Origin of the sequence: Pseudomonas veronii, assembly GCF_001439695.1 — a bacterium.
GTDB lineage: Bacteria > Pseudomonadota > Gammaproteobacteria > Pseudomonadales > Pseudomonadaceae > Aquipseudomonas > Aquipseudomonas veronii.
The window spans coordinates 18,057-43,477 of the sequence record NZ_JYLL01000009.1 but is presented as its reverse complement, the minus strand read 5'-3'; the positions used below and the strand labels follow the sequence as shown (position 1 = coordinate 43,477).

The window sequence follows — 25,421 nt, the reverse complement described above, 5'->3', positions numbered from 1 at the left end:
TCGGCGTAGGCCGACACCTCTTTTCGTTCCACACCTTTTGGAACCCGAAATAGCCATGTCATCGCGTAAATTTGGACTCAACCTGGTGGTGGTGCTGGCAATTGCCGCGCTGTTCACCGGCTTCTGGGCGCTGATCAACCGCCCGGTCACTGCCCCCAACTGGCCTGAACAGATCTCCGGTTTTTCCTACTCGCCGTTTCAACAAGGCCAGTACCCACAGAAAGACCAGTACCCGACCGACGACCAGATGCGTCGCGATCTGGAGATCATGAGCAAGTTGACGGACAACATCCGGACCTACTCGGTCGACGGCACTCTGGAAGACATCCCCAAGCTGGCGGAAGAGTTCGGCCTGCGCGTCACCCTGGGGATCTGGATCAGCCCGGACCTGGAACGCAACGAACGCGAGATCCAGCGCGCCATCGAGATCGCCAACAGCTCGCGCAGCGTCGTGCGCGTGGTGGTCGGCAACGAAGCGTTGTTCCGTAAAGAGATCACCCCCGAAGCACTGATCGTGTTGCTGGATCGCGTGCGCGCGGCCGTCAAGGTGCCGGTGACCACCTCCGAGCAATGGCATATCTGGGAGCACAACCCACAACTGGCCAAGCACGTCGACTTGATCGCCGCGCACATCCTGCCGTACTGGGAACATATTCCGGTGGACCAGGCGGGCCAATTCGTACTCGACCGCGCACGGGATCTGAAGAAGACCTTCCCGAAAAAGCCGCTGCTGCTGTCGGAAGTCGGCTGGCCGAGCAACGGCCGCATGCGTGGCGGTGCTGATGCGTCTCCCGCCGACCAGGCAATTTACCTGCGCACGCTGGTGAACAAGCTGAACCGCCAGGGCTTCAACTACTTCGTGATCGAGGCCTTCGACCAACCGTGGAAAGCCAGCGACGAAGGCTCGGTCGGCGCCTACTGGGGCGTGTACAACGCCGCGCGTCAGCAGAAATTCAACTTCGAAGGACCGGTGGTCGCGATCCCGCAATGGCGCGTGCTGGCCATCGGTTCGGTGGTGCTTGCACTGCTGTCATTGACCCTGCTGATGATCGACGGCTCGGCCCTGCGCCAACGCGGCCGGACCTTCCTGACCTTTATCGCGTTCCTGTGCGGTTCGGTGCTGGTGTGGATCGGCTACGACTACAGCCAGCAATACAGCACCTGGTTCAGCCTGACGGTCGGCTTCCTCCTGGCGCTCGGCGCCCTGGGCGTGTTTATCGTGCTGCTGGCCGAAGCCCATGAACTGGCGGAAGCGGTCTGGACCCACAAACGTCGGCGTGAATTCCTGCCGGTCGTGGGGGACTCGGACTACCGCCCGAAAGTGTCGATCCATGTGCCGTGCTACAACGAGCCGCCAGAGATGGTCAAACAGACCCTCGATGCCCTGGCCGCCCTCGACTACCCGGACTACGAAGTCCTGATCATCGACAACAACACCAAGGACCCGGCGGTGTGGGAACCGGTGCGCGACTACTGCGCAACCCTGGGCCCGCGCTTCAAGTTCTTCCACGTCGCGCCCCTGGCCGGTTTCAAGGGCGGCGCGTTGAACTACCTGATCCCGCACACCGCCAAGGATGCCGAAGTGATCGCGGTGATCGACTCGGACTACTGCGTGTCGCCGAACTGGCTCAAGCACATGGTGCCGCACTTCGCCGACCCGAAAATCGCCGTGGTGCAGTCGCCGCAGGATTATCGCGACCAGAACGAAAGCACCTTCAAGAAGCTCTGCTACGCCGAATACAAAGGCTTCTTCCATATCGGCATGGTCACCCGCAACGACCGCGACGCGATCATCCAGCACGGCACCATGACCATGACCCGTCGCTCGGTGCTCGAAGAGCTGGGCTGGGCCGACTGGTGCATCTGCGAAGACGCCGAACTCGGCCTGCGCGTGTTCGAGAAAGGCCTGTCGGCCGCGTATTACCACGAAAGCTACGGCAAGGGCCTGATGCCCGACACCTTCATCGACTTCAAGAAACAGCGTTTCCGCTGGGCCTATGGCGCGATCCAGATCATCAAGCGTCACACCGCCAGCCTGCTGCGCGGCAAGGACACCGAGCTGACCCGTGGCCAGCGCTACCACTTCCTCGCGGGCTGGTTGCCGTGGGTCGCGGATGGCATGAACATCTTCTTCACCGTCGGCGCGCTGTTGTGGTCGGCGGCGATGATCATCGTGCCGACCCGGGTCGACCCGCCGTTGCTGATTTTCGCGATCCCGCCTTTGGCGTTGTTCGTGTTCAAGGTGGGCAAGATCATCTTCCTGTACCGTCGTGCCGTGGGGGTTAACCTCAAGGATGCGTTCTGTGCGGCGCTGGCCGGCCTGGCGTTGTCCCACACCATCGCCAAAGCGGTGCTGTATGGCTTCTTCACCACCAGCATTCCGTTCTTTCGTACACCGAAAAACGCGGATAACCACGGCTTCTGGGTAGCGATTTCCGAAGCCCGCGAAGAGATGTTCATCATGCTGCTGTTGTGGGGCGCGGCGCTGGGGATCTACCTGGTGCAGGGCCTGCCGAGCGCCGACATGCGTTTCTGGGTGGTGATGCTGCTGGTGCAGTCGCTGCCGTATGTGGCGGCGTTGATCATGGCGTTCCTGTCGTCGCTGCCGAAACCGGCGCCGAAGGCAGAGCCGGCCACCGCGCTGTAAAAACGCGTGCAATGCACTAAACGGCGGCCTCTGGCCGCCGTTTTGCTATAAGATAACGGCCGTTTTGTAAGCCTTGCACATATCACTGTAGGAGCGAGCTTGCTCGCGAAAATCGTCAACGATCACGCGAACATCTTGAATGAACGCGGTGCTCTTGCGTTTTTCGCGAGCAAGCTCGCTCCTACAGTCAATTAGAACGTCGCCGCCTCGATTTCCGGAGTTTCCCATGACGGCCCATGCCGACCTTTCGCCGACCCTTCAACTTGCCATCGACCTGATCCGCCGTCCCTCGGTGACGCCGATCGACGCCGATTGCCAGAAGCTGATGATGCAGCGCCTGGGCGACGCCGGTTTCCAGCTTGAGCCGATGCGTATCGAAAACGTAGATAACTTCTGGGCCACCCACGGCAAGCACGACGGCCCAGTGCTGTGCTTTGCCGGCCACACCGACGTGGTCCCGACCGGCCCGGTGCAGGCCTGGCAGAACGATCCGTTCGACGCGCTGATCGACGACCACGGCATGCTCTGCGGCCGCGGCGCGGCGGACATGAAAGGCAGCCTGGCGGCGATGCTGGTGGCGTCGGAGCGCTTCGTGCAGGACTACCCGGACCACAAGGGCTCGGTGGCCTTTCTGATCACCAGCGATGAAGAAGGCCCGGCGCACCACGGCACCAAGGCCGTGATCGAACGCCTGGCCGCGCGCAAGGAGCGTCTGGACTGGTGCATCGTCGGCGAACCATCCAGCACCAGCCTGGTCGGCGATGTGGTCAAGAACGGCCGTCGCGGCTCCCTCGGCGCCACCCTGACCGTGCGCGGCGTGCAAGGTCACGTGGCCTACCCGCACCTGGCGAAGAACCCGATCCACCTGGCTGCCCCGGCACTGGCGGAACTGGCCGCCGAGCATTGGGACGACGGCAACACCTTCTTCCCGCCGACCAGCTTCCAGATCTCCAACCTCAACGCCGGCACCGGCGCGACCAACGTGATCCCCGGTGACCTGACAGCGGTGTTCAACTTCCGCTTCTCTACCGAATCCACCGTGGAAGGCCTGCAACAGCGCGTTGCCGCGATCCTCGACAAACACGCCCTGGACTGGCACGTAGACTGGGCGCTGTCCGGCCTGCCGTTCCTCACCGAACCGGGGGCCTTGCTCGATGCGGTGTCCGCCAGCATCAAGGCGGTCACCGGTCGTGAGACCCAGGCGTCCACCAGCGGCGGTACGTCCGACGGGCGCTTCATCGCGACCCTCGGCACCCAGGTGGTCGAGTTGGGCCCGGTCAACGCGACGATCCATCAGGTCAACGAGCGCATTCTGGCCAGCGACCTCGACGTGCTGACCGAGATCTACTACCAGACCCTGATCAAGTTGCTCGCCTGATGCTGGCCTGTCCCATTTGCAGCGCACCGCTCCACGCGGTGGACAATGGCGTGGCGTGCCCGGTCGGACACCGTTTCGACCGCGCGCGCCAGGGTTACCTGAACCTGTTGCCGGTGCAGCACAAAAACAGCCGCGACCCGGGCGACAACCTCGCCATGGTCGAGGCGCGCCGCGACTTCCTCAACGCCGGCCACTACGCCCCGGTGGCCAAGCGCCTGGCGCAACTGGCCGCGCAACAAGCACCGCAGCGCTGGGTGGACATCGGTTGTGGCGAGGGTTACTACACCGCACAAATCGCCGACGCCCTGCCCCACGCCGATGGCTATGCCCTGGATATCTCCAAGGAAGCGGTCAAGCGTGCGTGCAAGCGCAACCCGGCGCTGACCTGGTTGATCGCCAGCATGGCCCGCGTGCCGCTGGCCGATGCCAGCTGCCAGTTTCTCGCCAGCGTGTTCAGCCCGTTGGACTGGCAAGAGGCCAAACGCCTGCTCAGCCCCGGCGGCGGCTTGATGAAAGTCGGCCCGACCCGCGGTCACCTGATGGAGCTGCGCGAGCGCCTGTACGACGAAGTGCGCGAGTACACCGACGACAAACACCTGGCCCTGGTGCCGGACGGCATGAGCCTTGCGCACAGCGAAACCCTCGAGTTCACGCTGAGCCTGGCGGACCCGAAAGACCGTGCCAACCTGCTGGCCATGACCCCTCACGGCTGGCGCGCCAGCGCCGAGCGCCGCACCGAGGTAATCGAGCATGCCGAACCGCTGCGGGTCAGCGTATCGATGCGCTACGATTATTTCGTGCTTCAATAACCGACTTTTCGGGCACTCCGCCCACCCTGAATCCGCGAATGGATTTTCGAATCCCGCAACGAGGAACATCCATGCGCCAACCTGATATCGAGATTTACCTGAAGGACGCCGACGTCGACCACAAGGCCATCGCAGCCTGGCTGGGCGCCGCCCTTGGCCCTTGCACCGCCTGGGTCCAGCGCGGCCAGACCTACAAGTGCACGGCCGGCGACGTGCCTGTCACCTGGCTGCCCAAGGCGGTAGGCAAATGGAACAGCCTGTACCTGGAAAGCGATCAGACCCCGTGGGAAGACGACATCGCCTGCGCCCGCGCCGCCTTTGCCGCGCTGAACGTCGAAGTGCGTTGCGCACCCGGCAGCTGGGTTGAGGAAGAAGGCGAGGAAAGTGCCGACACCTGGATTCGCATCAGCGAAGACGGTGAAGAACAGATCACCTGGAAAACCACCTGATCCGCAATTGCGAACCCAATCAAATATGGGAGGGGGCTTGCCCCCGATCGCGTTGGATCAGTCACTAAATGTATTGACTGGCCCACCGCGATCGGGAGCAAGCCCGCTCCCACATGGGTTCTACGGTGTAACAAAAACCCGCATTACAAACCCACCACATCCTCAGCCTGCAAGCCCTTCTCGCCGCTCACCACGGCGTATTCCACCTGCTGGCCTTCGGCCAGGGAACGGTGCCCTTCACCGCGGATGGCGCGGTAGTGTACGAACACATCCTTGCCGTCTTCACGCTGAATAAAGCCATATCCCTTGGCATCGTTGAACCACTTCACATTACCGGTTTCGCGCGTTGTCATCTGTTCACTCCCACATGATTGTTATTGTCGAGTCGGTCGCGTTGAACTGCCGAGTATAAGACAGGCTCAAAAACGATCAACTCAACTTTACATCGCTGCTTTTTTGCCGATTTTCGGTGAATACGGCACACTACCCACCCGAGCACCTGCTCGGTTTTTTCCACTTGAAGCAGCTCGCCTATGACCCGCTCCCCGTTCCGCCGTCTGGTGTTTGGCACCTTGCGCCGACTGTTGTACCTCTGGGTTCGCTCAGAGACGATCAACCAGTCGTCCCTTACCCTTAACCTCGACCGCAGCCGGCCGGTGTTCTACGTCCTGCAATCACCCTCCCTCACCGAATTGGCCGTGGTCGATACCGAGTGCACCAAGGCCGGCCTGCCGCGCCCGGTGCTGCCGGTAGCGGTCGGGCCGTTGCTGGAACCCGCGGCGTTCTTCTACCTCACGCCAGAGCCGGACTGGCTCGGCCGGCAGGACAAACGCGGCGCGCCGCCGACCCTGACCCGCCTGGTCAATACCCTCAGCGCGCACGCACAAGAGAATGCACAAATCATTCCGGTCAGCGTGTTCTGGGGACAGTCGCCCGACAGCGAGTCCAGCCCATGGAAACTGCTGTTCGCCGACAGTTGGGCCGTCACCGGGCGCCTGCGCCGGCTGCTGAGCATCCTGATCCTGGGGCGCAAGACCCGCGTCCAATTCTCCGCGCCTATCAACCTGCGTGAATTGATCGAGCACAATAAAGGCCACGAACGCACCGTTCGCATGGCCCAACGCATCCTGCGCGTACACTTTCGCAACCTGAAAACCGCAGTGATCGGCCCCGACCTGTCCCACCGCCGCAACCTGGTGAAGGGCTTGGTGAATATGCCGCTGGTGCGCCAGGCCATCCTCGATGAAGCCGAACGCGAGAAGATCAGCCCGGAAAAAGCCAAGGCCCTGGCCCTGCGCTACGGCAACGAAATCGCCTCGGACTACACCTACACCGCGATCCGCTTCCTGGAAGTGGTGCTGAGCTGGTTCTGGAACAAGATCTACGACGGCATCAAGGTCAATAACATCGAGGGTGTGCAACAGGTTGCCCAGGGTTACGAGGTGATCTATGTACCCTGCCACCGCAGCCATATCGACTACCTGCTGCTGTCCTACCTGCTGTTCAAGAACGGCCTGACCCCGCCGCACATCGCCGCCGGCATCAACCTGAACATGCCGGTGATCGGCAGCCTGCTGCGCCGCGGCGGTGCGTTTTTCATGCGCCGCACCTTCAAGGGCAACCCGCTGTACACCTCGGTGTTCAACGAATACCTGCACACCCTGTTCACCAAGGGTTTCCCCGTGGAGTACTTCGTCGAAGGCGGACGCTCGCGCACCGGGCGCATGCTGCAACCGAAAACCGGCATGCTGGCGATCACGTTGCGCAGCTTCCTGCGCTCCTCGCGCATGCCGATCGTGTTCGTGCCGGTGTATATCGGTTACGAGCGTGTGCTCGAAGGCCGTACCTACCTCGGTGAGCTGCGCGGCGCGAGCAAGAAGAAAGAGTCGATCTTCGATATTTTCAAGGTGGTCGGTGCGCTCAAGCAGCGCTTTGGCCAGGTCGCGGTCAACTTCGGTGAACCGATCAAACTGGCGCAATTCCTCGACGCCGAACAACCGGGCTGGCGTGCCCAGGAACTGGGCCCGCACTACAAACCGGCGTGGCTCAACCAAACCACCAACCGCCTCGGCGAGCGGGTGGCGCGCCATTTGAACGAAGCGGCGGCGATCAACCCGGTGAACCTGGTGGCCCTGGCGCTGCTGTCGACCACGCGCCTGGCCCTGGACGAACAGGCCATGGCCCGCCAGTTGGACCTGTACCTGGCGCTGCTGCGCCGGGTGCCCTACTCACCGCATACCACCCTGCCCGAAGGGGATGGCATGGCGTTGATCAAGCACGTCAAGGACATGAACCTGCTGTCGGAACAGAGCGATGCCCTCGGCAAGATTCTGTACCTGGACGAGCAGAACGCCGTCCTGATGACCTACTACCGCAACAACGTGCTGCATATCTTTGCCTTGCCGGCGCTGCTGGCGAGCTTCTTCCAGAGCAGCTCGCGGATGAGCCGCGAGCAGATTCTGCGCTACACCCGTGCGCTGTACCCATACCTGCAGTCAGAGCTGTTTATCCGCTGGTCGCTGGAGGAACTGGACACGGTGATCGACCAGTGGCTGGAGGCGTTTGTCGAACAAGGCCTGCTGCGTTTCGAGAACAACGTGTACCTGCGCCCAGCGCCGAGTTCGCGGCACTTTGTGCTGCTGACACTGCTGTCCAAGAGCATCGCCCAGACCCTGCAACGCTTCTACATGGCGATTTCGCTGCTGCTCAACAGCGGCCGGAACAGCATCAGCGCCGAAGAGCTGGAAGACCTGTGTACGATCATGGCCCAGCGTCTATCGATCCTGCATGGCCTCAATGCCCCGGAGTTCTTCGACAAGAGCCTTTTCCGACATTTTATTCAGACGTTGCTGGAGCAAGATGTGCTGCGCCGCGACGAAGCCGGCAAGTTGAGCTATCACGACCTGCTCGGCGAACTGGCTGAAGGCGCGGCGAAACGGGTGCTGCCGGCTGAGATTCGCCTGTCGATCCGCCAGGTTGCCCTGCACCGCGTCGACGGCGCGGCCGAAGCGCCGGTCGAAGCCGAAGCCCGCAAACCGGAAGAAAGCCGCTAAATTGAATAAGGCGTCGCTGGGTTACGGCGCCGTTGAAAAGGAGCTGCACCATGAAAAAGATCATCCTCCTGGGCCTGACCGCCCTGCTCGGCGCCTGCCATTCCATGAATCCCGCGCCCAAGGCCAGCCTCGATGGCGAAGTGTTCTACCTGCAACGCATCGCGCTGCCGCCGACAGCCATCTTGAGCGTCAGCCTGCAGGACGTATCGCTGATGGACGCGCCGGCCGTGACCCTGGCCGAACAGAAAGGCCCGGTCAAAGGCCAGGTGCCATTGCCGTTCCACTTGAGCTATGACCCGGCCCAGGTCAAGCCGGGCCACAGTTACTCGGTCAGCGCTCGCATCGAAGTGGAGGGCAAGCTACTGTTCATCACCACCGAGCGGCACCCTGTGCAACTCAATGGCCAAGACGTTCAACCGCTGCGCCTGCGGGTTGACGCGGTCGCACACTGATTATTTCCAGATCATAAGGAAGCGCCCATGCTCCGTAATTCCCTTCGTCTCACCGCCCTGTGCGCCGGCCTGCTGCTCGGTGCCAACGCCATGGCCCTGGATCTTGGCAGCCTGTCCCAGGGCGACGCCGCCGGCGGCCTCAAGGATGCATTGACCCAAGGCGCACAGATCGCCGTGAAACAACTGGGTGTACCGGGTGGTTTCAGCAACAACCCCGACGTCAAGATCGGCCTGCCGGGAAAACTGGGCAAAGTCGCCGACAAGCTGAAGATGTTCGGCATGGGTGACCAGGTCGAGCAGTTGGAAACCAGCATGAACAAAGCCGCCGAAACCGCCGTGACCCAAGCCCAGCCAATCCTGGTCAACGCGGTGAAAAACATGAGCGTGAGCGATGCCAAGGGCATTCTCACCGGCGGCCAGGATTCGGCCACCCAGTACCTGAACAAAAGCAGCCGCGAAGCCATCCGCGCCAAGTTCCTGCCGATCGTCAAGGCCGCCACCGACAAGGTCGGCGTGGCGCAGCAGTACAACGCGCTGGCCGGCAAGGCCGCGGCGTTTGGCGCGGTCGATGCCAAAAGTGCCAACGTCGAAAACTATGTGACCGAACAAGCGCTGGATGGTTTGTTCAAGATGATTGCGCAGCAGGAAGAGACCATTCGCAAAAACCCGGCGGCAGCGGCGACCAGTCTGGCGAAGAAGGTGTTTGGCGCGCTGTAACGCCACGCGACCTGAGCTGAAAAAAAGGCCCTGACATCGTCAGGGCCTTGATTTTTCGCCGAACCGTCTATCAGGCCCCCGAACCAGGCGCCGCACGCTCACGCCCGGCAGCGTCGATGAGTAGGCTCAATAATGGATGTGCGACGCTCGTCGGGCACCACCGTGAGACATGTGTGAGTGATGAGAGCTGGACGACGACGCATTGAAGTTATGGCTATCGTTGTTGATATTAATATTGATATCGCGATTGGCGTTTGGCTGATTCTGTCCAAACATATTTCCCAGCCCAAGCATCGAGCCCGCGACTTGCATCGGTAACGCCAGCAAAGGTAGTAAAAGCATACACACTCCTTCCTATTCAGATTAGCGCCAACTCACTGCCCCGCATCTCATACGCGGGAACCGCTCGGTCGACTAATCCTATGTGGAAGCAAGGGCAAAAATGGTTCCGTCCTGCGTGTGAAATACTGCCTCGCGTCAGTTGAAAATAGAATCGGCCAGGCGCCCCAATAGAACCGTGGCAAAACACCCGATGACCATCGAGGTTGCCCGGTTGATTCTCAACGGCGTCAGCCACGCCTTTTGCCCCCCTTCGAACCGACTGCCCAGCAAGATCCAGGCAAACCCTACAGGTATCACCACCAACGCGAGCGTGGTCATGAACCGGGCGTACCCTTGCAACGTGGCAAATGCGCTGATCGGCGCAATAAACGAAACAATCAACAGGCCCTTGGGGTTCATCACCGTCAGCCAGAAGAAGTGCAGCCCAGAGAAACGGTCCGTACCTGGGTCGACGGCTGTGCTCTTGCGCTGCCACAACGTGAAGGACAGTTGGAGCAGATAGCAGATGGCAGCCGTCTGCGTCACTTTCACGACCCAGGGGGACCAGGCCGACACATAGAACAACACCGCCCCCCAAACAGAGACCTGAAGCAGGTACGCCAGGCATTCGATAAATGCCATGCGCCATGATGCTGCAAACCCAAACAGAACCCCTGCGCGCATTAACAGGGTATTGGTCGGTCCAGGCACGACCAGTAATAACACCAGAGCAGACACAGTCCCAAACATGAAAACTATCCTCGGGCGGAACTATTCAATGGTCTTCCCAGCGAAAGCGCTATTGCGTCAGCGTGATTGACCAGGCAACCGTCGCGACCATCAAAATCGCGAAGCTTACGTTAAGTCGTCGGCTCCAAGTGGGGTGGATGAATAACTTGCGCATTCGACTGCCGGCAAAGAGCCACAGAACGTCGAATACCACACACACCAGCAGACAGATCAAGGCTTTCGCACCTTGCTCCCAGGCAGGTGCGGCGCCCAGGGTGAAACTGCCCAGCAACGCGGCGAATGCGGCATAGGCCTTGATATTCGCCACACCCAGCACAAACCCGGCGCCCCAGCCCGGCGTGATCACGGACTGCTCATCCCTGATGGGCGGCGCGGTAGCAATCTGGTAGGCCAGCCACACAATATAAACAATGGAGATGACCGTCAGCGCCGTCGCCAGCATCGGAAAACTGTGCAGAACCACATAGAGGCCGGAAGCAACCAATGCCATCGCGATCACCAGGCCCAACGTGATCCCCACGAAAAACCGAGTTGAACGCCTCATGCCATAAGCAGCCCCACTCGCCGCCAGCGCCAGGGTCGCCGGGCCTGGACTGGCAAGCAGCGCGATGGCGGCGACGGCGAAGGTAAATATCGCCTGGTAAACGGACAGTGCAATGTCGGGCATACGCTTCCCCTTTGAAGAACATTCGTGACGGCTTAGCGAGGCAGCCCGTGTTCATGGCAGTAGTAGACGGCTCTGTGGTTTTTCATAAAGTCGATCACGCCATTGGATCCTCTTATGTCGGGCAAACTCATGACGCAGTAAAAATACTTTTTCGGCAGGAAAGTTATTACCGTAAAGTTATTGCAAGCGAGCTTGCATCAAGTATGTAGTTCATCTCGCGCCCTCGACAATATAGATAAAGTTGCAATAGAAACATCACAACACAGCGTTAAGTGAGCGGCGCAATATTGCAGGGCCCGCTGATCAAACAATAGGTGGGCACCTTGAAAAGGTCTATTCTTTTTTCATCCGTGTATGGTATGTAAGATTTTCACGCGATTTCATCAAAATTCGTAAGGTCCATCTAATGAAAAAGCTTACAAAGGGCGACCAGACACTTGACCCTATTGATCGCGCGCTGATTGTCGCCCTCCACCAGAACGCCCGCGCGTCTATTCGCGCCCTCGGCCGACAGGTGGGGTTATCGGCCCCCGGCTGCAGCGAACGCCTCAAGCGTCTGGAAGGGTCGGGGGTCATCAGCGGGTTCAGCGTGGAGTTGGACGCCCAGGCCCTGGGCTTTGCATTGCAAGCGCTGGTCAGGGTTAAACCCCTGACTGGAAAATTCCAACAGGTTGAACAGTTGCTCGCGCAAATGGCTGAATGTGTGGTGTGCTACAAAATCACCGGGGACGACAGTTTTGTCTGCCATCTTTATATCGACTCAGTTGCCCACCTGGACCTGACCCTTCAAAAGATCGCCCCCCTGGCCGACACTAATACATCGATTATAAAAACCGTCGAGAAGAAACTGCCGGCCCTCTGATTAGTCCTGCGAGAGATATTCAGGCACTATTAGCCGCTATCGGGCTTCAGGCATTCCCCACTCACCTTACACTTTCTTCAGCGTGCATCAGGCGTAGGCACTTAATATACATACGCCTGTTCTCCTTACTCTTGGTCACCCGTTTTCCTGACACGAAACCATGCAGCATAAAGCGCGGGCAGGAACAGCAACGTCAATGCCGTCGCCACAATCAACCCGCCCATGATCGCCACTGCCATCGGCCCGAAGAACACACTGCGTGACAGCGGGATCATCGCGAGTACCGCCGCGAGGGCTGTGAGAACAATCGGCCGGAAGCGTCGGACAGTGGCTTCGATAATCGCCTGCCACGGCGCCAGCCCTGCCTTGATGTCCTGTTCGATCTGGTCCACCAGAATCACCGAGTTGCGCATGATCATTCCTGACAGGGCGATGGTGCCGAGCATGGCCACGAAGCCGAAGGGTTGGCGGAACACCAGCAGGAACAGCGTGACCCCGATCAGCCCCAGAGGCGCCGTGAGAAATACCATTACCGTGCGTGAGAAGCTGCGCAGTTGCAGCATCAGCAGCGTCAGCACCACCACGATAAACAGCGGCACACCGGCCTTGACCGAATTCTGCCCGCGGGCCGAGTCCTCGACGGTACCGCCGACGTCCAGCAGGTAGCCGTCCGGCAGTTCGGCACGCACGCCTTCGAGGGTCGGCAGGATCTGCTGAACCAGGGTCGCCGGTTGTTCCTTGCCGTAGATGTCGGCGCGCACGGTCACGGTGGGCAGGCGGTTACGGTGCCAGATGATGCCTTCCTCGAAGCCGTATTCGAGGGTGGCGATCTGCGACAGCGCGACGCTTTTGCCGTTGTCGGTCGGCACGGCCAGGCTCGGCAGCAGCGACAGTTCAGTGCGCTCATGGACAGTGCCGCGCAGGAGAATTTCGATCAACTCGTTGTCTTCCCGGTACTGGCTGACGCTGGCACCGGTCAGAGAACTCTGCAGGAATTTCGACAGGTTGACGGTACTCACACCGAGGGCGCGCGCACGGTCCTGGTCGATATTGAGGTAGACGATCTTGCTCGGTTCCTCCCAGTCCAGATGCACGTTAGCCACGTGGGTATTTTCGCGCACCTTGGCTGCCACTTTGCGCGCCAGGGCACGGACTTCGTCGATATGCTCGCCGGTCACGCGAAACTGCACCGGGTAACCCACGGGCGGGCCGTTTTCCAGGCGTGTGACCCGTGAACGCAGGTCGGGGAACTGCTCGTTGAGGGTTTCGATCAACCAGATGCGCAGGCTTTCGCGCTCTTCGATGGACTTGGCCAACACCACGAACTGCGCAAAGCTGGCGGCCGGCAGTTGCTGGTCGAGGGGCAGATAGAAGCGCGGCGAACCGGTGCCGACATAGGCCACGTAGTTGTCGATGCCGGCGTGTTCCTTGAGCAGGGCTTCCAGGCGCTTGACCTGGCCAGCGGTGTTGCTCAGGGACGCGCCCTCGGCGAGTTTCAGGTCGACCATCAACTCCAGGCGGCCGGAAGCCGGGAAGAACTGTTGCGGCACAAAACGAAACAGTGCGACCGAGCCGACAAACAGCAGCAGCGTCAGCACGATCACGGTCTTGCGCCGACTGACACACCACTCCAGCAAACGTCTGACACGCTGGTAGAACGGTGTGCCGTAGGGATCGGGACCGTCAGCGCCGTGTTTAGCCGCATGAATTTTCGCCAAGTCCGGCAGGAGTTTTTCGCCCAGGTACGGCACGAACACCACGGCCGCAACCCACGAGGCGAGCAACGCGATGGTCACTACCTGGAAGATCGAACGGGTGTATTCACCGGTACTCGACTGCGCGGTGGCAATCGGCAGGAAGCCGGCCGCCGTGATCAGCGTACCGGTCAGCATCGGGAACGCGGTACTGGTCCAGGCAAAACTGGCCGCTTTAAGGCGGTCGTACCCCTGCTCCATTTTGATCGCCATCATTTCCACGGCGATGATCGCGTCATCCACCAGCAAGCCCAAGGCCAGCACCAGCGCGCCGAGGGAGATCTTATGCAAGCCGATGCCGAGGTAGTACATGCAGGCAAAGGTCATCGCCAGCACCAGCGGAATCGCCAGGGCCACGACCATGCCAGTGCGTATACCGAGGGAGAAAAAACTCACCAGCAAGACAATGCCCAGCGCCTCGGCCAGTACCCGGACGAACTCTCCGACACCGGTTTTCACCGCCGCCGGTTGGTCCGACACCTTGCGCAGTTGCATGCCCGCCGGAAGGTTCTTCTGCAGGCGTGCGAACTCGCCTTCGAGGGCTTTGCCCAACACCAGAATGTCGCCGCCCTCGTGCATGGCGACGGCCAGACCGATCGCGTCTTCGCCCATAAAGCGCATGCGCGGCGCCGGCGGATCATTGAAGCCACGGTGGATGTCGGCCACATCGCCAATACGGAAGGTTCGGTCGCCTACACGAATCGGGAAGCTGCGAATCTCTTCCACACTCTTGAAGTTACCCGACACCCGCAGTTGCACGCGCTCAGTCGGGGTTTCAAAGAAGCCGGCAGTGGAGACCGCGTTCTGCTCCTGCAGCGCTTGTTGAACAGCGGCCAGCGGTAAGCCGAGCGTGGCGAGTTTGAGGTTGGACAGCTCGATCCAGATCTTCTCATCCTGCAGGCCGAGCAGTTCGACCTTGCCCACATCCGGCACGCGCTGCAGTTGAATCTGGATGCGGTCGGCGTAGTCCTTGAGCACGGCATAGTCAAAGCCGTCGCCGGTCAGGGCGTAGATATTGCCGAAGGTGGTGCCGAATTCATCGTTGAAAAACGGTCCCTGGATATCCGGCGGCAAGGTCTGGCGAATATCGCTGATCTTCTTGCGCACCTGGTACCACAGCTCGGGAATCTGCGCCGAGCGCATGGCGTCGCGGGCGATGAAGGTGACCTGGGATTCGCCGGGGCGCGAGAAAGACACAATGCGCTCGTACTCACCGGTCTCCATGAGCTTTTTCTCGATGCGTTCGGTGACCTGGCGCGACACGTCCTGGGCCGTGGCACCGGGCCAATTGGTCTTGATCACCATGGCCTTGAAGGTGAACGGCGGGTCTTCGCTTTGCCCAAGCTTGGTGTAGGACAAAGTGCCGACCACCGCCAGCAGGAGCATCAGGAACAGTACGATCTGGCGATTACGCAACGCCCATTCGGAAAGATTGAAACCCATCGGGGACTACTCCTTGACCGCCAGATTCACCACCCGGTTGGAGCGATCCACCGGGCGCACTTGCTGCCCCTCATGGAGCACATGAACCCCGGCGGCAATCACCCAGTCGGTAGGGCTCAAGCCTTCGAGCACGGGTACGGTTTTTTCGCCAAAGGCGCCGATACGCACCGGGGTACGCACAAGGGTGTCATCCGGCTGCACGCGCCAGACGTAGGACACGCCGTTCTCCGCGCTCAAGGCTGACAGCGGCACCGACAGCGGAATAACACCGTCTGCCTGTATGAAAACGCGGGCGCTCTGGCCCAACTCGGCCGGAACCTTACCGCCGGTGAAGGCGATGCGCGCAGCGAAGGTGCGCGATTTCGGATCGGCTGCGGGCGACAGTTCGCGAATACGTCCGGCAAATCGCTGGTCCGGCTGGCTCCATAACTCGACCGACACCGGCTGGCCGATCTTGAACCGGCCGAAGCCTTGCTCGGGCAGGCTGATCAGCACTTCACGCTCGCCATCGGTGGCCAGGGTGAACACGGTCTGGCCGGCGGACACCACCTGGCCGACTTCCACCGCGCGCTTGGCAACCACGCCGTCCTGAGGAGCGCGGAGTACGGCATAACCGGCCTGGTTACTGGACACATCGAACTCGGCCTTGATCTGCTTGAGGCGCGCCTCACCTGATCGGTACAGATTTTCAGCATTGTCGTACTGGGAACGGCTGACCAACTGACGATCCATCAGGGTCTTGTAGCGGTCACGCTCGGCACGCACCAGCCGCAGGTTGGCCTCGGCGGCGGCCACCTGGGCGCGGGTGGCTTCCAGTTGCAGGCGCACATCCTGAGGGTCGAGTTCCGCCAGCGGTTGATTGGCCTTGACCCGCTCGCCCTCCTCCACCAGCCGTTTGCTGACCTTGCCGCCGATGCGAAAGGCCAGGTCCGGTTCGTACCGGGCACGCACCTCGCCTGGATAACTGTCCATCGTCTGCGCCGCAGGCTGTGGTTGCACCACCATGGCCGGGCGGAGGGTAGTCTGGGGCGATTCTTCATGGCCGCAGGCGGCGAGTAGAAAGACCAGGCTGGCAGGCAACGCAAGGGGCAGGAGAATGCTGCGCATGCTGAAGGACCTTTCGCAAATGGTGCTAGGAATAATTATACTGGGCAGTATGTTATTAATACCAAACTCACCAGTCCAGTATTAAAGGTGGAAATGTCCGACAATCTTGTCAATACCAGTAGCCCTGGGCGTCCCAAGGACATGGCAAAACGCCAGGCAATCCTCGAAGCAGCGAAAATCCTGTTTTTGAGCAACGGTTACGCAAATACCAGCATGGATGCCGTGGCCCTTGAGGCCGGCGTATCGAAACTGACCGTCTACAGCCACTTCACCGACAAAGAGACCTTGTTCACCGCCGCCGTGATGGCCAAGTGCGAAGAACAGTTGCCGGTGATGTACTTTGAGCTGCCCGAGGGTGTGCCTGTGGAGACGGTGCTGCTGAATATCGGGCGCCGCTTCCATCGCCTGGTCAACAGCAAGGAATCGGTGAACCTGCACCGCCTGATGATGACCACGGGCAATCAGGACGTGAAACTCTCGCAGATCTTCTTCGAAGCCGGGCCGATGCGGATGTTGCAAGGCATGGAGCGTCTGCTCGGGCACATCGACCAGAGCGGCGCGCTGAGCATCGACAAGCCTTTTACCGCAGCCGAACACTTCTTCTGCCTGCTCAAGGGCACGGCGAACTTCTGCTTGTTGTATGGCTGCGGCGGGCAATTGAGCGAGGAAGCGGCCGAAGCCCACGTGCAGGATGTGGTGGGATTGTTTATGCGGGCCTATCGCCGAGAACCCGCTGCAAGCGGCAACGGGTGACCGCTAGTAGCGCGAGGCTCAGGACTTGAGTGCCTTTTTCGGATAGATGTCGTAGCGGCTGGATTTACCATCCAGCGCATGGCTCGGCTTGGGCCCCTCGATGCACGGCGCCTTGCGTGGGCGCTTGACCACCACGCGGTGACTGGCCAGGGCCAGCGCCGCCGCCAGCAGGGCCGGTGCGTCTGGATCGTCACCCACCAAGGGGCGGAACAGGCGCATTTCCTTCTTCACCAGGGCGGTTTTCTCACGGTGCGGGAACATCGGATCGAGGTAGATCACCTGAGGCGGCTCGCCTTGCCAATTGAGCATCACCTCGATGGAGTTGCCCTTGAGCAGCGTCATCCGCGCCACGATCGGCGCCACCTCAAAATCCTCCGCCGCGCGTGCCAGGCCATCCTCGAGCAATGCGCCGATCAGCGGCTGACGTTCGATCAGGCTCATCTCGCAGCCCAGGCTGGCCAGCACGAATGCGTCCTTGCCCAGCCCGGCCGTGGCGTCCAGCACCCGTGGGCGCACGCCCTGGGCGATGCCCACGGCCTTGGCGATCATCTGCCCGCTGCCGCCGCCGTACAACCGCCGATGCGCCGCGCCGCCTTCGACGAAATCCACGCGCACCGGCCCTGGCGCGTCAGGCCCGAGCTGTTGCAACTGCAGGCCTTGCTCCCCGACTTGCAGGGAAAACTCCGCATCCGCCAGCTGTAGCGGCAAGCCCAGCAGCGCAGCCCACTGTTCGGCGCGGGCCTGGAAGCCGTCGGCCAAGGCCTCGACTTGAATGCGGCTGGCCGCTGGTTGTTCGCTCATGAATCGCTACGCTCAAAAATATTAAGGATCGGCCAACAACGGCCGATAGAAACAAGGATCAGGTATTTTGCCAGAGCTGAGCGTCGACCGAGAAAAATGTCAGACATTCTTCCGCTAACCATCGGTGTACTGCCGACCCACAACCACTACGGCCTGCGCAATACTCAAGCGCTGGCCGGCGTCAGTCATGTGTGGCAGGACTTCTTCGCCCGCGCGCTGGCCGAGCAGCTCGGCGAAACGCCGGACGCGCTCGCGGCCAAGGCGCCAGCGCCGCTGGACCCAGCGGTGGAACCCAGTGCTGGTGCTGACCTGCTGTCGCAGATCCTCACCCAGCGTGAGTGCGACGTGAAAGACACTGAGATCGCCCCGCCTGAACCGCTGTTCCTGCCGATTGCCGAATTCGAAACCGAGTTGTTGCCACCGGCCGCCACGCCATTCCCGCAAGAAGAGATCGTCGCCCAGCAGCGCCAGCAGAATTTCGAAAGCACTTGGGTGCGCCCGATCGTGCTGAGCGCCGGCCAACCGCTACCGGAACCCGGCGCTGCGCCGGAACCGCGCCCATTACATTTGCCGATCGCCGAGTTCGAACTGGACCTGCTGCCACCGGCCGCCACGCCGTTCCCACAAGAAGAGCTGGCCGCCCAACAAAAGGCCCTGGACTTCGACTACCACTGGGCGCGTCCGCTGATCGTCAACAACCTGCGCCTGGCAGCATAAGCCTCAACGCCGCGCCCCATGCCGTGCGAACACGCGCCGCTTAATCCTTGAAGAATTGGCTGGCCTGGCTGTAGGGCATCGAGCGCTCGGTGAAAGTAAACGTGCCGGACTGGTACACCTCCTGCGCCGCGCGGTAAAACTCGCCATACGCCGCCAGCGCCATGGCCGAGCCCACGCTGATGCGCTTGACGCCCATCGCGCTCAACTGCGCCACACTGAGTTTCAGGCCGCCGGACATCAACACATTCACCGGTTTTGGGGCCACGGCCTTGACCACCGCCAGCACCTCCTCGGCACTGCGCAGCCCCGGCGCATAGAGCACGTCCGCACCGGCTTCGGCGTAGGCCTGCAGGCGGCGAATAGTGTCAGGCAAATCCAGTCGACCATGCAGGAGGTTTTCTGCACGGGCCGTCAGCATGAACGGGAATGGCAGGCTGCGCGCAGCAACGACCGCAGCTTCCACACGCTCGACGGAAAGGTCAAAGGAATAGATCGGGTCGACGGCGATACCCGTGGCATCTTCGATGGAGCCACCGACGATACCGCTGGCCGCCGCGCGCAAAATGGTTCGGGCGCAACCGTCGGGGGTGTCGCTGAAGCCGTTTTCCAGGTCGGCGGCCACCGGCAACGCGGTGGCCTTGGCGATCATCGTGGCGTTGACCAGGGTGTCTTCCAGGGACAGCGCCCCTTCGGCATCCGGGCGCCCCAGGCTGAACGCGTAGCCCGCGCTGGTGGTGGCCAGGGCTTCGAAGCCGAGGCTGGCGAGCATGATCGCCGAGCCTGCGTCCCACGGGTTGGGCATCACAAACGCACGATCGCGTGCATGCAGGGCCTTGAAGGTTTCGGCGCGAAGGGTTTGGGCATCCATGACTGACTCCTGGCGGGAAAAGGAGCCTTAGAGTAACCCCAGTTGCTGCGCTGCGGGTTTGCGGTGCAAGGTCGGCAACGCGGGCAAGCCGGGCAAACGTGCCATCAGCTTGGCGTGAAAACGCAGCGCCAGTTGCGCGGCGAGGCGGTTATCCGAGGTGTGCAGGAACACGTAGGGGGTGCGTCCCTCTTCGATCCAACCGGCGATCTTTTCCACCCACGGGATCAGGAAGGGGTCGTTGGCTTCAAGCTCGGGGTGGCCGATGAAGCGCACCTGGGGAAACAGGGTCAACGCCGCCGGACGCGGCGGTACCTTGGGTTTTTTCGCCTGGGCATGCAGCACCGCGGCCGAGGTGGATGTGCAACTGAACAGGGCGCGAGGGTCGAGGCAGATCCGTTCGACGCCACGGTCGCGCAGCAGGCGGTTGAGCATGCGCTCGGCATCACCTTTGGCGAAGAATTGCGGGTGGCGCACTTCCACGGCCAGGGGGCGTTCCAGCCCGTCGATAAACCCGGCCAGTTCAGCGAGGCGCTGCGGCGAAAAGCTGGCCGACAATTGCAGCCACAGCGGCGAAACGCGCTCACCCAACGGGCTCATCAAGCCGACGAAACTGTGTGCCGCCGGCAGTTGCTCACGCAGGTCGCCACCGTGACTGATGTCACCGGGGAACTTGGCAGTGAAGCGAAAATCCGCGGGCATGATCTCGGCCCAGCGCTGCACGGTGGCGGTCGACGGGCGCGCATAAAACGTGGTGTTGCCTTCCACCGCGTTGAAGACTTGCGAGTAGAGGGCGAGGTAATCGCTGGAACGGGCATCGACAGGGTACAGGTACTCGCGCCAGGCGTTTTCACTCCAGGACGGGCAACCGATGAAATAAGGCAGGCGCATCAGATGTGGATGTCGAGACCCAGCACTTCCATATCCCATTCGACAAAGCCGGCGGTGGTCAGGTAGCTGGCCAGGGCGGTGGCAACGCTTTTGCTCATGGAGCGCGGGAAGACCATGTCTTGCTGGCGGGCAGGAAGACCACTGGTACGCGCATTTGCAGCGCCTTGGGGGCTGGACGCTTCGGACTGGACCTCGATGAAGTCCGGCGAATCCTCGACGGACTCGTCTACCGTGACGTTTGCCTTGCGCGGCTTACGCTTGAGGGGGTAGGACTGTGAGGAAAAGCCGTCTATACGCATCGATGCGAACTCGGTATCAGTAATGGCATTTTAGTGGCGCAATCCGTAGCGCGCAAATGCTCTGGTGATAACTAGAACACATAAATGGAAAAAGGTTTAAACGCCGGGGCAAATTCTGACGATTGGCGCGCTTTGGCCAAAAACACCCGTATTTTTGACGTCAAATTATCCCGCGTTCGGCCTTGGTCTGCGCCACTTTATCGCGCAGATACACCGGCGCCGCCTGGTCCGCAGCAATCGCTTCGCCGCGCTCGAACGCAAAGCGCGCCAGGGTCAGCAGGTCTTCGGCATGCGGCAACAGTGTGGCGTCCTGGCCAACCAGCGGCACACCGATGCGCTCACCATAACCCCAGCCCGTACCGGCACCGAACCAATCACCGCTGGCATCGCTCGGCAACTCCGCCGCTTCGGGGGGCAGCACGGCCTCAACGCCTGCCAGGCGCATCTCGCCGTCGGTTTCGCGGTAGCAGCCCCAATAGACTTCATCCATCCGCGCATCGATCGCCGCAGCCACTTGCCGTGCACCGTGTTCACGCAACGCACGCTGGGCCAGCACGGCGAGGTTGGACACCGGCAACACCGGGCGCTCCAACGCAAAGGCCAGGCCCTGGACCACGCCGATGGCGATACGCACGCCGGTAAAGGCGCCCGGGCCACGGCCGAAGGCGATGGCGTCCACGGCCGACAGGCTCGTGCCGGCGTCCTCCAGCAGTTGCTTGATCATCGGCAACAGCTTCTGCGCGTGCAGGCGCGGGATCACCTCGTAGTGGCTGGTGACCTTGCCATCGTGCAGCAAGGCAACCGAGCAAGCTTCAGTCGCAGTGTCCAGGGCCAGCAGGGTGCTCATCGGTGTCGGTGTCCAAGTCGAAAAAAAGTGCGCCAGTATAAACAACAACGGCCCGCAAGCGGGCCGTTGTGCGTAAAGCCGATCGTTCGATCAGCTCAGTGCTTGCAGCACCTTGCCGGTGATCGCTTCCACCGAGCCGACGCCAGGGATGTGGCTGTACTTCGGCTTGCCTTGGGCAGCCGACAGCTTCTGGTAGAAATCCACCAGCGGCTTGGTCTGGGAATGGTAGACCGACAGGCGATGACGCACGGTTTCTTCGGTGTCGTCTTTACGCTGCACCAGGTCTTCACCGGTGACATCGTCCTTGCCTTCGACTTTCGGCGGGTTGTAGATGGTGTGGTACACGCGACCCGAGGCCTCGTGAACGCGGCGACCGGCGATACGCTGCACGATCTCTTCGTCTTCAACCGCGATTTCGACCACGGCGTCCAACTCGACACCTGCCGTCACCAGGGCTTCTGCCTGGGGAATGGTGCGTGGGAAGCCGTCGAACAGGAAGCCATTGGCGCAATCGGGTTGCGCGATACGGTCCTTGACCAGCGCGATGATCAGGTCATCGGAAACCAGACCGCCAGCATCCATGATGCTTTTGGCTTTAATGCCCAGCTCGGTGCCTGCTTTTACCGCAGCGCGCAGCATGTCACCGGTGGAGATTTGTGGAATGCCAAATTTTTCAGTGATGAACTTTGCCTGAGTACCTTTACCGGCCCCGGGAGCTCCCAGCAGAATGACGCGCATCGATGTGCTCCTCAATTTTTTATAGAGATGACGCTCGGATTCGCCGCGTGGGGCCAATCTCGTAAAAATGTGGGTCCAGGCCGCCCAAACGGCCAAAGGCTGATCAAGATACACAGCAGGCCTTAACCACACAAGCCGCCAAAAGTAGGAAAAACCCGCACCACACATGCGTCATAGGAGAGGTGTGCCTGAGTGCAACCCGCCCCCCTAAACGCCGACCGCCCTGTTAAGGACGGCCGTCGTGGGTTATCTGCAAGCCGTTGAGCACACGCAAAAAACCTCAGCCTGTATTGCGCAAGCCGGCGGCGATACCGGCCACGGACACCAGCAACGCCTGTTCCAGAGGGCTGTCCTGTGCCGCTTCCTGGCGACGCGAGCGCGCCAGCAATTCGGCCTGCAACAGGTGCAAGGGGTCGAGGTAGGTGTTGCGCAGGCGGATGAACTCCAGGGTGTCCGGGCTATGGGCCAGCAGTTGCGACTGGCCAGTCAGGCCAAGCACCACCTGGCAGGCCTGCGACAATAGGTCGCGTAAATGCGCGCCCAACGGCAACAGCTCGGGCTGCACCAGGCGCTCGTCATAGAGCCGCGCGATATCGGCATCGGCCTTGGCCAGCACCATTTCCAGCATATCGATGCGGGTGCGGAAGAACGGCCATTGCTCGCGCATCTGCCCCAGCAACTCGCCTTCCCCGCGCTCCAGCGCCTTGCTCAACGCCGCTTCCCAGCCGAGCCAGGCGGGCAGCATCAGGCGGGTCTGGGTCCAGCCGAAGATCCACGGGATCGCCCGCAGGCTTTCAATACCACCGGCACGGCGTTTGGCCGGGCGACTGCCCAAGGGCAGGCGCCCCAGCTCCTGCTCCGGGGTGGACTGGCGGAAATACTCGACGAATTGCGGATTTTCCCGCACCACCGCGCGGTAGGCGCTGACGCCGTCCGCTGCCAATTCATCCATCAAATGGCGCCAGTCCGGCTGCGGTGGTGGCGGCGGCAACAACGTCGCTTCCAACACCGCCGCCAGGTACAGATTGAGGTTCTGCTCGGCGATGTCCGGCAGGCCGAATTTGAAGCGGATCATTTCGCCTTGTTCAGTGGTGCGGAACCGCCCCGCCACCGAGCCCGGCGGTTGCGACAGAATCGCCGCGTGGGCCGGGCCGCCGCCTCGTCCGACGGTGCCGCCGCGACCATGGAACAACAGCAGTTCCACCTGTTGCTCGCGACAGATATCCACCAGACGTTCCTGCGCCCGGTACTGCGCCCAGGCGGCGGCGGTGGTGCCGGCGTCCTTGGCCGAGTCCGAGTAGCCGATCATCACTTCCTGCGGGCCTTGCAGCCGCGCGCGGTAACCCGGCAGCAGCAACAGTTTTTCGATCACCGGGCCGGCGTTGTCCAGGTCGGCCAGGGTTTCGAACAGCGGCGCCACGCGCATCGGCCGTTGCACGCCCGACTCTTTGAGCAACAGTTGCACCGCCAGCACATCCGACGCGGCGCCGGCCATGGAAATGACATACGAGCCCAGGGACGCGGCCGGGGCGGCGGCGATTTCCCGGCAGGTGTTCAACACCTCGGCGGTATCCGCCGACGGCTTGAAATAGCCCGGCAGCAGCGGTCGACGATTGACCAGTTCCTTCATCAGGAAGCCGATACGCATCTCTTCGTTCCAGTCTTCGTAACGCCCCAGACCGAGGTAATCGGTGATTTCGGTCATCGCCGCGGTGTGGCGGCTGGCGTCCTGGCGCACATCCAGGCGCACCAGGAACAGGCCAAAGGTGACGGCGCGGCGCAGGCAATCGAGCAACGGACCATCGGCGATCACGCCCATGCCGCACTCATGCAGCGACTGGTAGCACAGCTCCAGCGGGTCCAGCAGGTCGCGGTTGTGTTGCAGCACATCCGCCGGTGCCGGGATGGTCGCGCTCAATGCGGCTTGGGCCCATTGGCGGGTCGCCCGCAGGCGATCACGCAGTTGCTTGAGCAGTACGCGATACGGCTCGACGCTGTCGCCGACCTTGGCCTGCAACGCCGGGCTGGCCTGCTGCATCGACAGCTCCGAGGCCAACTGATCGATATCGCGCAAGTACAGATCGGCCGCCATCCAGCGCGCCAGCAGCAAGACTTCGCGGGTGACCGGCGCGGTGACATTCGGGTTGCCGTCACGGTCGCCGCCCATCCACGAGGCGAAGCGAATCGGCGCCGCTTCCAAAGGCAGGCGCAGGCCGGTGGCGGCCTGCAACGCATGGTCGGCCTTGCGCAGGTAATTCGGGATCGCCTGCCATAACGAGTGCTCGATCACCGCGAAGCCCCATTTGGCTTCATCCACGGGCGTGGGCCGGGTACGGCGGATTTCCTCGGTGTGCCAGGCCTCGGCGATCAGCCGTTGCAGGCGCTCGCGGATCTGTTCGCGCTCGGCGGTGGTGAGGTCACGGTGATCCTTCAGCGCCAGTTGCGCGGCAATCGCGTCGTATTTCTGGATCAGGGTGCGACGGGCCACTTCGGTGGGGTGCGCGGTGAGGACCAGCTCGATCTCCAGGCGCCCCAACTGACGGGCCAGGGATTCATTGCTGTGGCCTTCGCGTTGCAGGCGCGCCAACAACTCCGGCAACACCCGCGATTCGAAAGGCGCCGGTTGCGACTCATCGCGCCGATGAATCAACTGATACTGCTCGGCGATGTTGGCCAGGTTGAGGAACTGGTTGAAGGCCCGGGCGACCGGCAACAGTTCGTTTTCCTGCAGTTGGTTCAGACTGGCGCTGAGTTCCTCGCCCGCCGCCTGATCGGCCACCGCGCCACGCCGGTCAGCCTTGGCGCCTTTGCGGATCTGCTCGATCTTGTCGAGAAAATCATCGCCGTACTGCTCTCGAATGGTGTTGCCCAACAGTTCACCCAGCAGGTGAACATCCTCACGCAAGCGTGCATCGATATCACTCATCAGCCAATCTCCAGCCAGAAATCCGGGACGCGCAGGCCTTCCAGAGTGCCGCCCGCGTCACTTTCTGACAAGGCCAAGCACAAACCACTTTAAACCTTGTGGCTTACAGCTAGTCTCATGAGTGAGTCGCCGCGTTTATCCACGCTGGCGGCTGGTCGCTCATCACCGCCCGTTA

General features: G+C 61.6%; 22 protein-coding genes. 10 read left to right on the top strand and 12 right to left on the bottom strand.

The window, feature by feature from the left end:
• Nucleotides 1–55: 55 nt before the first annotated feature.
• From TU80_RS13915 to TU80_RS13900, 4 genes are all read left to right on the top strand, one after another.
• Nucleotides 56–2,647 (top strand): glycosyltransferase, encoded by a 2,592-nt coding sequence (locus TU80_RS13915; RefSeq protein ID WP_046384473.1) that lies wholly within the window; start codon nt 56–58, stop codon nt 2,645–2,647.
• 226 nt (nt 2,648–2,873) lie between these two features.
• Complete coding sequence (gene dapE, locus TU80_RS13910; protein WP_017844727.1) at nt 2,874–4,025, top strand: succinyl-diaminopimelate desuccinylase; 1,152 nt, start codon at nt 2,874–2,876, stop codon at nt 4,023–4,025.
• Entirely contained in the window at nt 4,025–4,834 is an 810-nt protein-coding gene (locus tag TU80_RS13905) for a putative RNA methyltransferase (protein WP_017844726.1), read from the top strand. The genes dapE and TU80_RS13905 overlap by 1 nt, the downstream gene beginning before the upstream one ends.
• 71 nt (nt 4,835–4,905) lie before the next feature.
• A complete protein-coding gene (locus tag TU80_RS13900; protein ID WP_046490163.1) occupies nt 4,906–5,283 on the top strand; it encodes a hypothetical protein in 378 nt (125 codons plus the stop codon).
• Nucleotides 5,284–5,426: 143 nt separating this feature from the next.
• On the opposite strand, the gene TU80_RS13895 is transcribed toward TU80_RS13900, so the two are convergent.
• The gene (locus TU80_RS13895) at nt 5,427–5,636 is read right to left on the bottom strand and encodes a cold-shock protein (RefSeq protein WP_017844724.1); all 210 of its coding nucleotides are present in this window, start codon (nt 5,634–5,636) and stop codon (nt 5,427–5,429) included.
• A 180-nt stretch (nt 5,637–5,816) separates the two neighbouring features.
• On the opposite strand from TU80_RS13895, the gene plsB reads away from it, so the two are divergent.
• The 3 genes from plsB to TU80_RS13880 are packed head-to-tail and all read left to right on the top strand — an operon-like array spanning nt 5,817 to nt 9,505.
• Nucleotides 5,817–8,336, top strand: a complete 2,520-nt coding sequence (gene plsB, locus TU80_RS13890; protein WP_046384476.1) for a glycerol-3-phosphate 1-O-acyltransferase PlsB — start codon at nt 5,817–5,819, stop codon at nt 8,334–8,336.
• A gap of 50 nt (nt 8,337–8,386) precedes the next feature.
• The gene (locus tag TU80_RS13885) at nt 8,387–8,788 is read left to right on the top strand and encodes a YbaY family lipoprotein (protein ID WP_046384477.1); all 402 of its coding nucleotides are present in this window, start codon (nt 8,387–8,389) and stop codon (nt 8,786–8,788) included.
• A 27-nt stretch (nt 8,789–8,815) separates the two neighbouring features.
• The gene (locus tag TU80_RS13880; protein WP_017844721.1) at nt 8,816–9,505 is read left to right on the top strand and encodes a DUF4197 domain-containing protein; all 690 of its coding nucleotides are present in this window, start codon (nt 8,816–8,818) and stop codon (nt 9,503–9,505) included.
• 477 nt (nt 9,506–9,982) lie between these two features.
• Here TU80_RS13880 and TU80_RS13875 read toward each other — a convergent pair whose 3' ends face one another.
• The gene (locus TU80_RS13875; protein ID WP_057004712.1) at nt 9,983–10,576 is read right to left on the bottom strand and encodes a LysE family translocator; all 594 of its coding nucleotides are present in this window, start codon (nt 10,574–10,576) and stop codon (nt 9,983–9,985) included.
• Between the two features lie 49 nt (nt 10,577–10,625).
• On the bottom strand, nt 10,626–11,243 hold the full coding sequence (locus TU80_RS13870) for a LysE family translocator (RefSeq protein ID WP_079442981.1): 618 nt from the start codon (nt 11,241–11,243) through the stop codon (nt 10,626–10,628).
• A 406-nt stretch (nt 11,244–11,649) separates the two neighbouring features.
• Between TU80_RS13870 and TU80_RS13865 the strand changes: the two genes are divergently transcribed.
• Nucleotides 11,650–12,105 (top strand): Lrp/AsnC family transcriptional regulator, encoded by a 456-nt coding sequence (locus TU80_RS13865; RefSeq protein ID WP_046490157.1) that lies wholly within the window; start codon nt 11,650–11,652, stop codon nt 12,103–12,105.
• A gap of 125 nt (nt 12,106–12,230) precedes the next feature.
• On the opposite strand, the gene TU80_RS13860 is transcribed toward TU80_RS13865, so the two are convergent.
• Both TU80_RS13860 and TU80_RS13855 read right to left on the bottom strand, forming a co-directional pair.
• Nucleotides 12,231–15,302 (bottom strand): efflux RND transporter permease subunit, encoded by a 3,072-nt coding sequence (locus TU80_RS13860; protein ID WP_057004711.1) that lies wholly within the window; start codon nt 15,300–15,302, stop codon nt 12,231–12,233.
• A gap of 6 nt (nt 15,303–15,308) precedes the next feature.
• On the bottom strand, nt 15,309–16,409 hold the full coding sequence (locus tag TU80_RS13855; protein WP_046384480.1) for an efflux RND transporter periplasmic adaptor subunit: 1,101 nt from the start codon (nt 16,407–16,409) through the stop codon (nt 15,309–15,311).
• Between the two features lie 93 nt (nt 16,410–16,502).
• Between TU80_RS13855 and TU80_RS13850 the strand changes: the two genes are divergently transcribed.
• Nucleotides 16,503–17,162, top strand: a complete 660-nt coding sequence (locus tag TU80_RS13850; protein ID WP_026139764.1) for a TetR/AcrR family transcriptional regulator — start codon at nt 16,503–16,505, stop codon at nt 17,160–17,162.
• An 18-nt stretch (nt 17,163–17,180) separates the two neighbouring features.
• On the opposite strand, the gene TU80_RS13845 is transcribed toward TU80_RS13850, so the two are convergent.
• Nucleotides 17,181–17,963, bottom strand: coding sequence for a class I SAM-dependent methyltransferase (locus TU80_RS13845; protein WP_017844714.1), 783 nt, complete (start codon nt 17,961–17,963; stop codon nt 17,181–17,183).
• Between the two features lie 96 nt (nt 17,964–18,059).
• Between TU80_RS13845 and TU80_RS13840 the strand changes: the two genes are divergently transcribed.
• Nucleotides 18,060–18,680, top strand: a complete 621-nt coding sequence (locus tag TU80_RS13840; protein ID WP_046490151.1) for a hypothetical protein — start codon at nt 18,060–18,062, stop codon at nt 18,678–18,680.
• Nucleotides 18,681–18,720: 40 nt separating this feature from the next.
• On the opposite strand, the gene TU80_RS13835 is transcribed toward TU80_RS13840, so the two are convergent.
• From TU80_RS13835 to ppc, 6 genes are all read right to left on the bottom strand, one after another.
• A complete protein-coding gene (locus tag TU80_RS13835) occupies nt 18,721–19,548 on the bottom strand; it encodes an isocitrate lyase/PEP mutase family protein (protein ID WP_017844712.1) in 828 nt (275 codons plus the stop codon).
• A 27-nt stretch (nt 19,549–19,575) separates the two neighbouring features.
• On the bottom strand, nt 19,576–20,436 hold the full coding sequence (locus TU80_RS13830) for a DUF72 domain-containing protein (protein WP_057004710.1): 861 nt from the start codon (nt 20,434–20,436) through the stop codon (nt 19,576–19,578).
• Complete coding sequence (locus TU80_RS13825; RefSeq protein ID WP_017844710.1) at nt 20,436–20,735, bottom strand: hypothetical protein; 300 nt, start codon at nt 20,733–20,735, stop codon at nt 20,436–20,438. The genes TU80_RS13830 and TU80_RS13825 overlap by 1 nt, the downstream gene beginning before the upstream one ends.
• Nucleotides 20,736–20,895: 160 nt before the next feature.
• On the bottom strand, nt 20,896–21,582 hold the full coding sequence (gene tsaB / locus TU80_RS13820) for a tRNA (adenosine(37)-N6)-threonylcarbamoyltransferase complex dimerization subunit type 1 TsaB (RefSeq protein WP_046384483.1): 687 nt from the start codon (nt 21,580–21,582) through the stop codon (nt 20,896–20,898).
• Between the two features lie 90 nt (nt 21,583–21,672).
• Complete coding sequence (adk, locus tag TU80_RS13815) at nt 21,673–22,320, bottom strand: adenylate kinase (protein WP_046384484.1); 648 nt, start codon at nt 22,318–22,320, stop codon at nt 21,673–21,675.
• A gap of 280 nt (nt 22,321–22,600) precedes the next feature.
• The gene (ppc, locus tag TU80_RS13810; protein ID WP_046384485.1) at nt 22,601–25,246 is read right to left on the bottom strand and encodes a phosphoenolpyruvate carboxylase; all 2,646 of its coding nucleotides are present in this window, start codon (nt 25,244–25,246) and stop codon (nt 22,601–22,603) included.
• Between the last annotated feature and the right edge of the window lie 175 nt (nt 25,247–25,421).

What these genes read in the sequence shown, in the direction of transcription:
- TU80_RS13915 (WP_046384473.1), top strand. Translation starts at nt 56, where the DNA reads ATGTCATCGCGTAAATTTGGACTCAACCTGGTGGTGGTGCTGGCAATT.
- dapE (WP_017844727.1), top strand. Translation starts at nt 2,874, where the DNA reads ATGACGGCCCATGCCGACCTTTCGCCGACCCTTCAACTTGCCATCGAC.
- TU80_RS13905 (WP_017844726.1), top strand. Translation starts at nt 4,025, where the DNA reads ATGCTGGCCTGTCCCATTTGCAGCGCACCGCTCCACGCGGTGGACAAT.
- TU80_RS13900 (WP_046490163.1), top strand. Translation starts at nt 4,906, where the DNA reads ATGCGCCAACCTGATATCGAGATTTACCTGAAGGACGCCGACGTCGAC.
- TU80_RS13895 (WP_017844724.1), bottom strand. Translation starts at nt 5,636, where the DNA reads ATGACAACGCGCGAAACCGGTAATGTGAAGTGGTTCAACGATGCCAAG.
- plsB (WP_046384476.1), top strand. Translation starts at nt 5,817, where the DNA reads ATGACCCGCTCCCCGTTCCGCCGTCTGGTGTTTGGCACCTTGCGCCGA.
- TU80_RS13885 (WP_046384477.1), top strand. Translation starts at nt 8,387, where the DNA reads ATGAAAAAGATCATCCTCCTGGGCCTGACCGCCCTGCTCGGCGCCTGC.
- TU80_RS13880 (WP_017844721.1), top strand. Translation starts at nt 8,816, where the DNA reads ATGCTCCGTAATTCCCTTCGTCTCACCGCCCTGTGCGCCGGCCTGCTG.
- TU80_RS13875 (WP_057004712.1), bottom strand. Translation starts at nt 10,576, where the DNA reads ATGTTTGGGACTGTGTCTGCTCTGGTGTTATTACTGGTCGTGCCTGGA.
- TU80_RS13870 (WP_079442981.1), bottom strand. Translation starts at nt 11,243, where the DNA reads ATGCCCGACATTGCACTGTCCGTTTACCAGGCGATATTTACCTTCGCC.
- TU80_RS13865 (WP_046490157.1), top strand. Translation starts at nt 11,650, where the DNA reads ATGAAAAAGCTTACAAAGGGCGACCAGACACTTGACCCTATTGATCGC.
- TU80_RS13860 (WP_057004711.1), bottom strand. Translation starts at nt 15,302, where the DNA reads ATGGGTTTCAATCTTTCCGAATGGGCGTTGCGTAATCGCCAGATCGTA.
- TU80_RS13855 (WP_046384480.1), bottom strand. Translation starts at nt 16,409, where the DNA reads ATGCGCAGCATTCTCCTGCCCCTTGCGTTGCCTGCCAGCCTGGTCTTT.
- TU80_RS13850 (WP_026139764.1), top strand. Translation starts at nt 16,503, where the DNA reads ATGTCCGACAATCTTGTCAATACCAGTAGCCCTGGGCGTCCCAAGGAC.
- TU80_RS13845 (WP_017844714.1), bottom strand. Translation starts at nt 17,963, where the DNA reads ATGAGCGAACAACCAGCGGCCAGCCGCATTCAAGTCGAGGCCTTGGCC.
- TU80_RS13840 (WP_046490151.1), top strand. Translation starts at nt 18,060, where the DNA reads ATGTCAGACATTCTTCCGCTAACCATCGGTGTACTGCCGACCCACAAC.
- TU80_RS13835 (WP_017844712.1), bottom strand. Translation starts at nt 19,548, where the DNA reads ATGGATGCCCAAACCCTTCGCGCCGAAACCTTCAAGGCCCTGCATGCA.
- TU80_RS13830 (WP_057004710.1), bottom strand. Translation starts at nt 20,436, where the DNA reads ATGCGCCTGCCTTATTTCATCGGTTGCCCGTCCTGGAGTGAAAACGCC.
- TU80_RS13825 (WP_017844710.1), bottom strand. Translation starts at nt 20,735, where the DNA reads ATGCGTATAGACGGCTTTTCCTCACAGTCCTACCCCCTCAAGCGTAAG.
- tsaB (WP_046384483.1), bottom strand. Translation starts at nt 21,582, where the DNA reads ATGAGCACCCTGCTGGCCCTGGACACTGCGACTGAAGCTTGCTCGGTT.
- adk (WP_046384484.1), bottom strand. Translation starts at nt 22,320, where the DNA reads ATGCGCGTCATTCTGCTGGGAGCTCCCGGGGCCGGTAAAGGTACTCAG.
- ppc (WP_046384485.1), bottom strand. Translation starts at nt 25,246, where the DNA reads ATGAGTGATATCGATGCACGCTTGCGTGAGGATGTTCACCTGCTGGGT.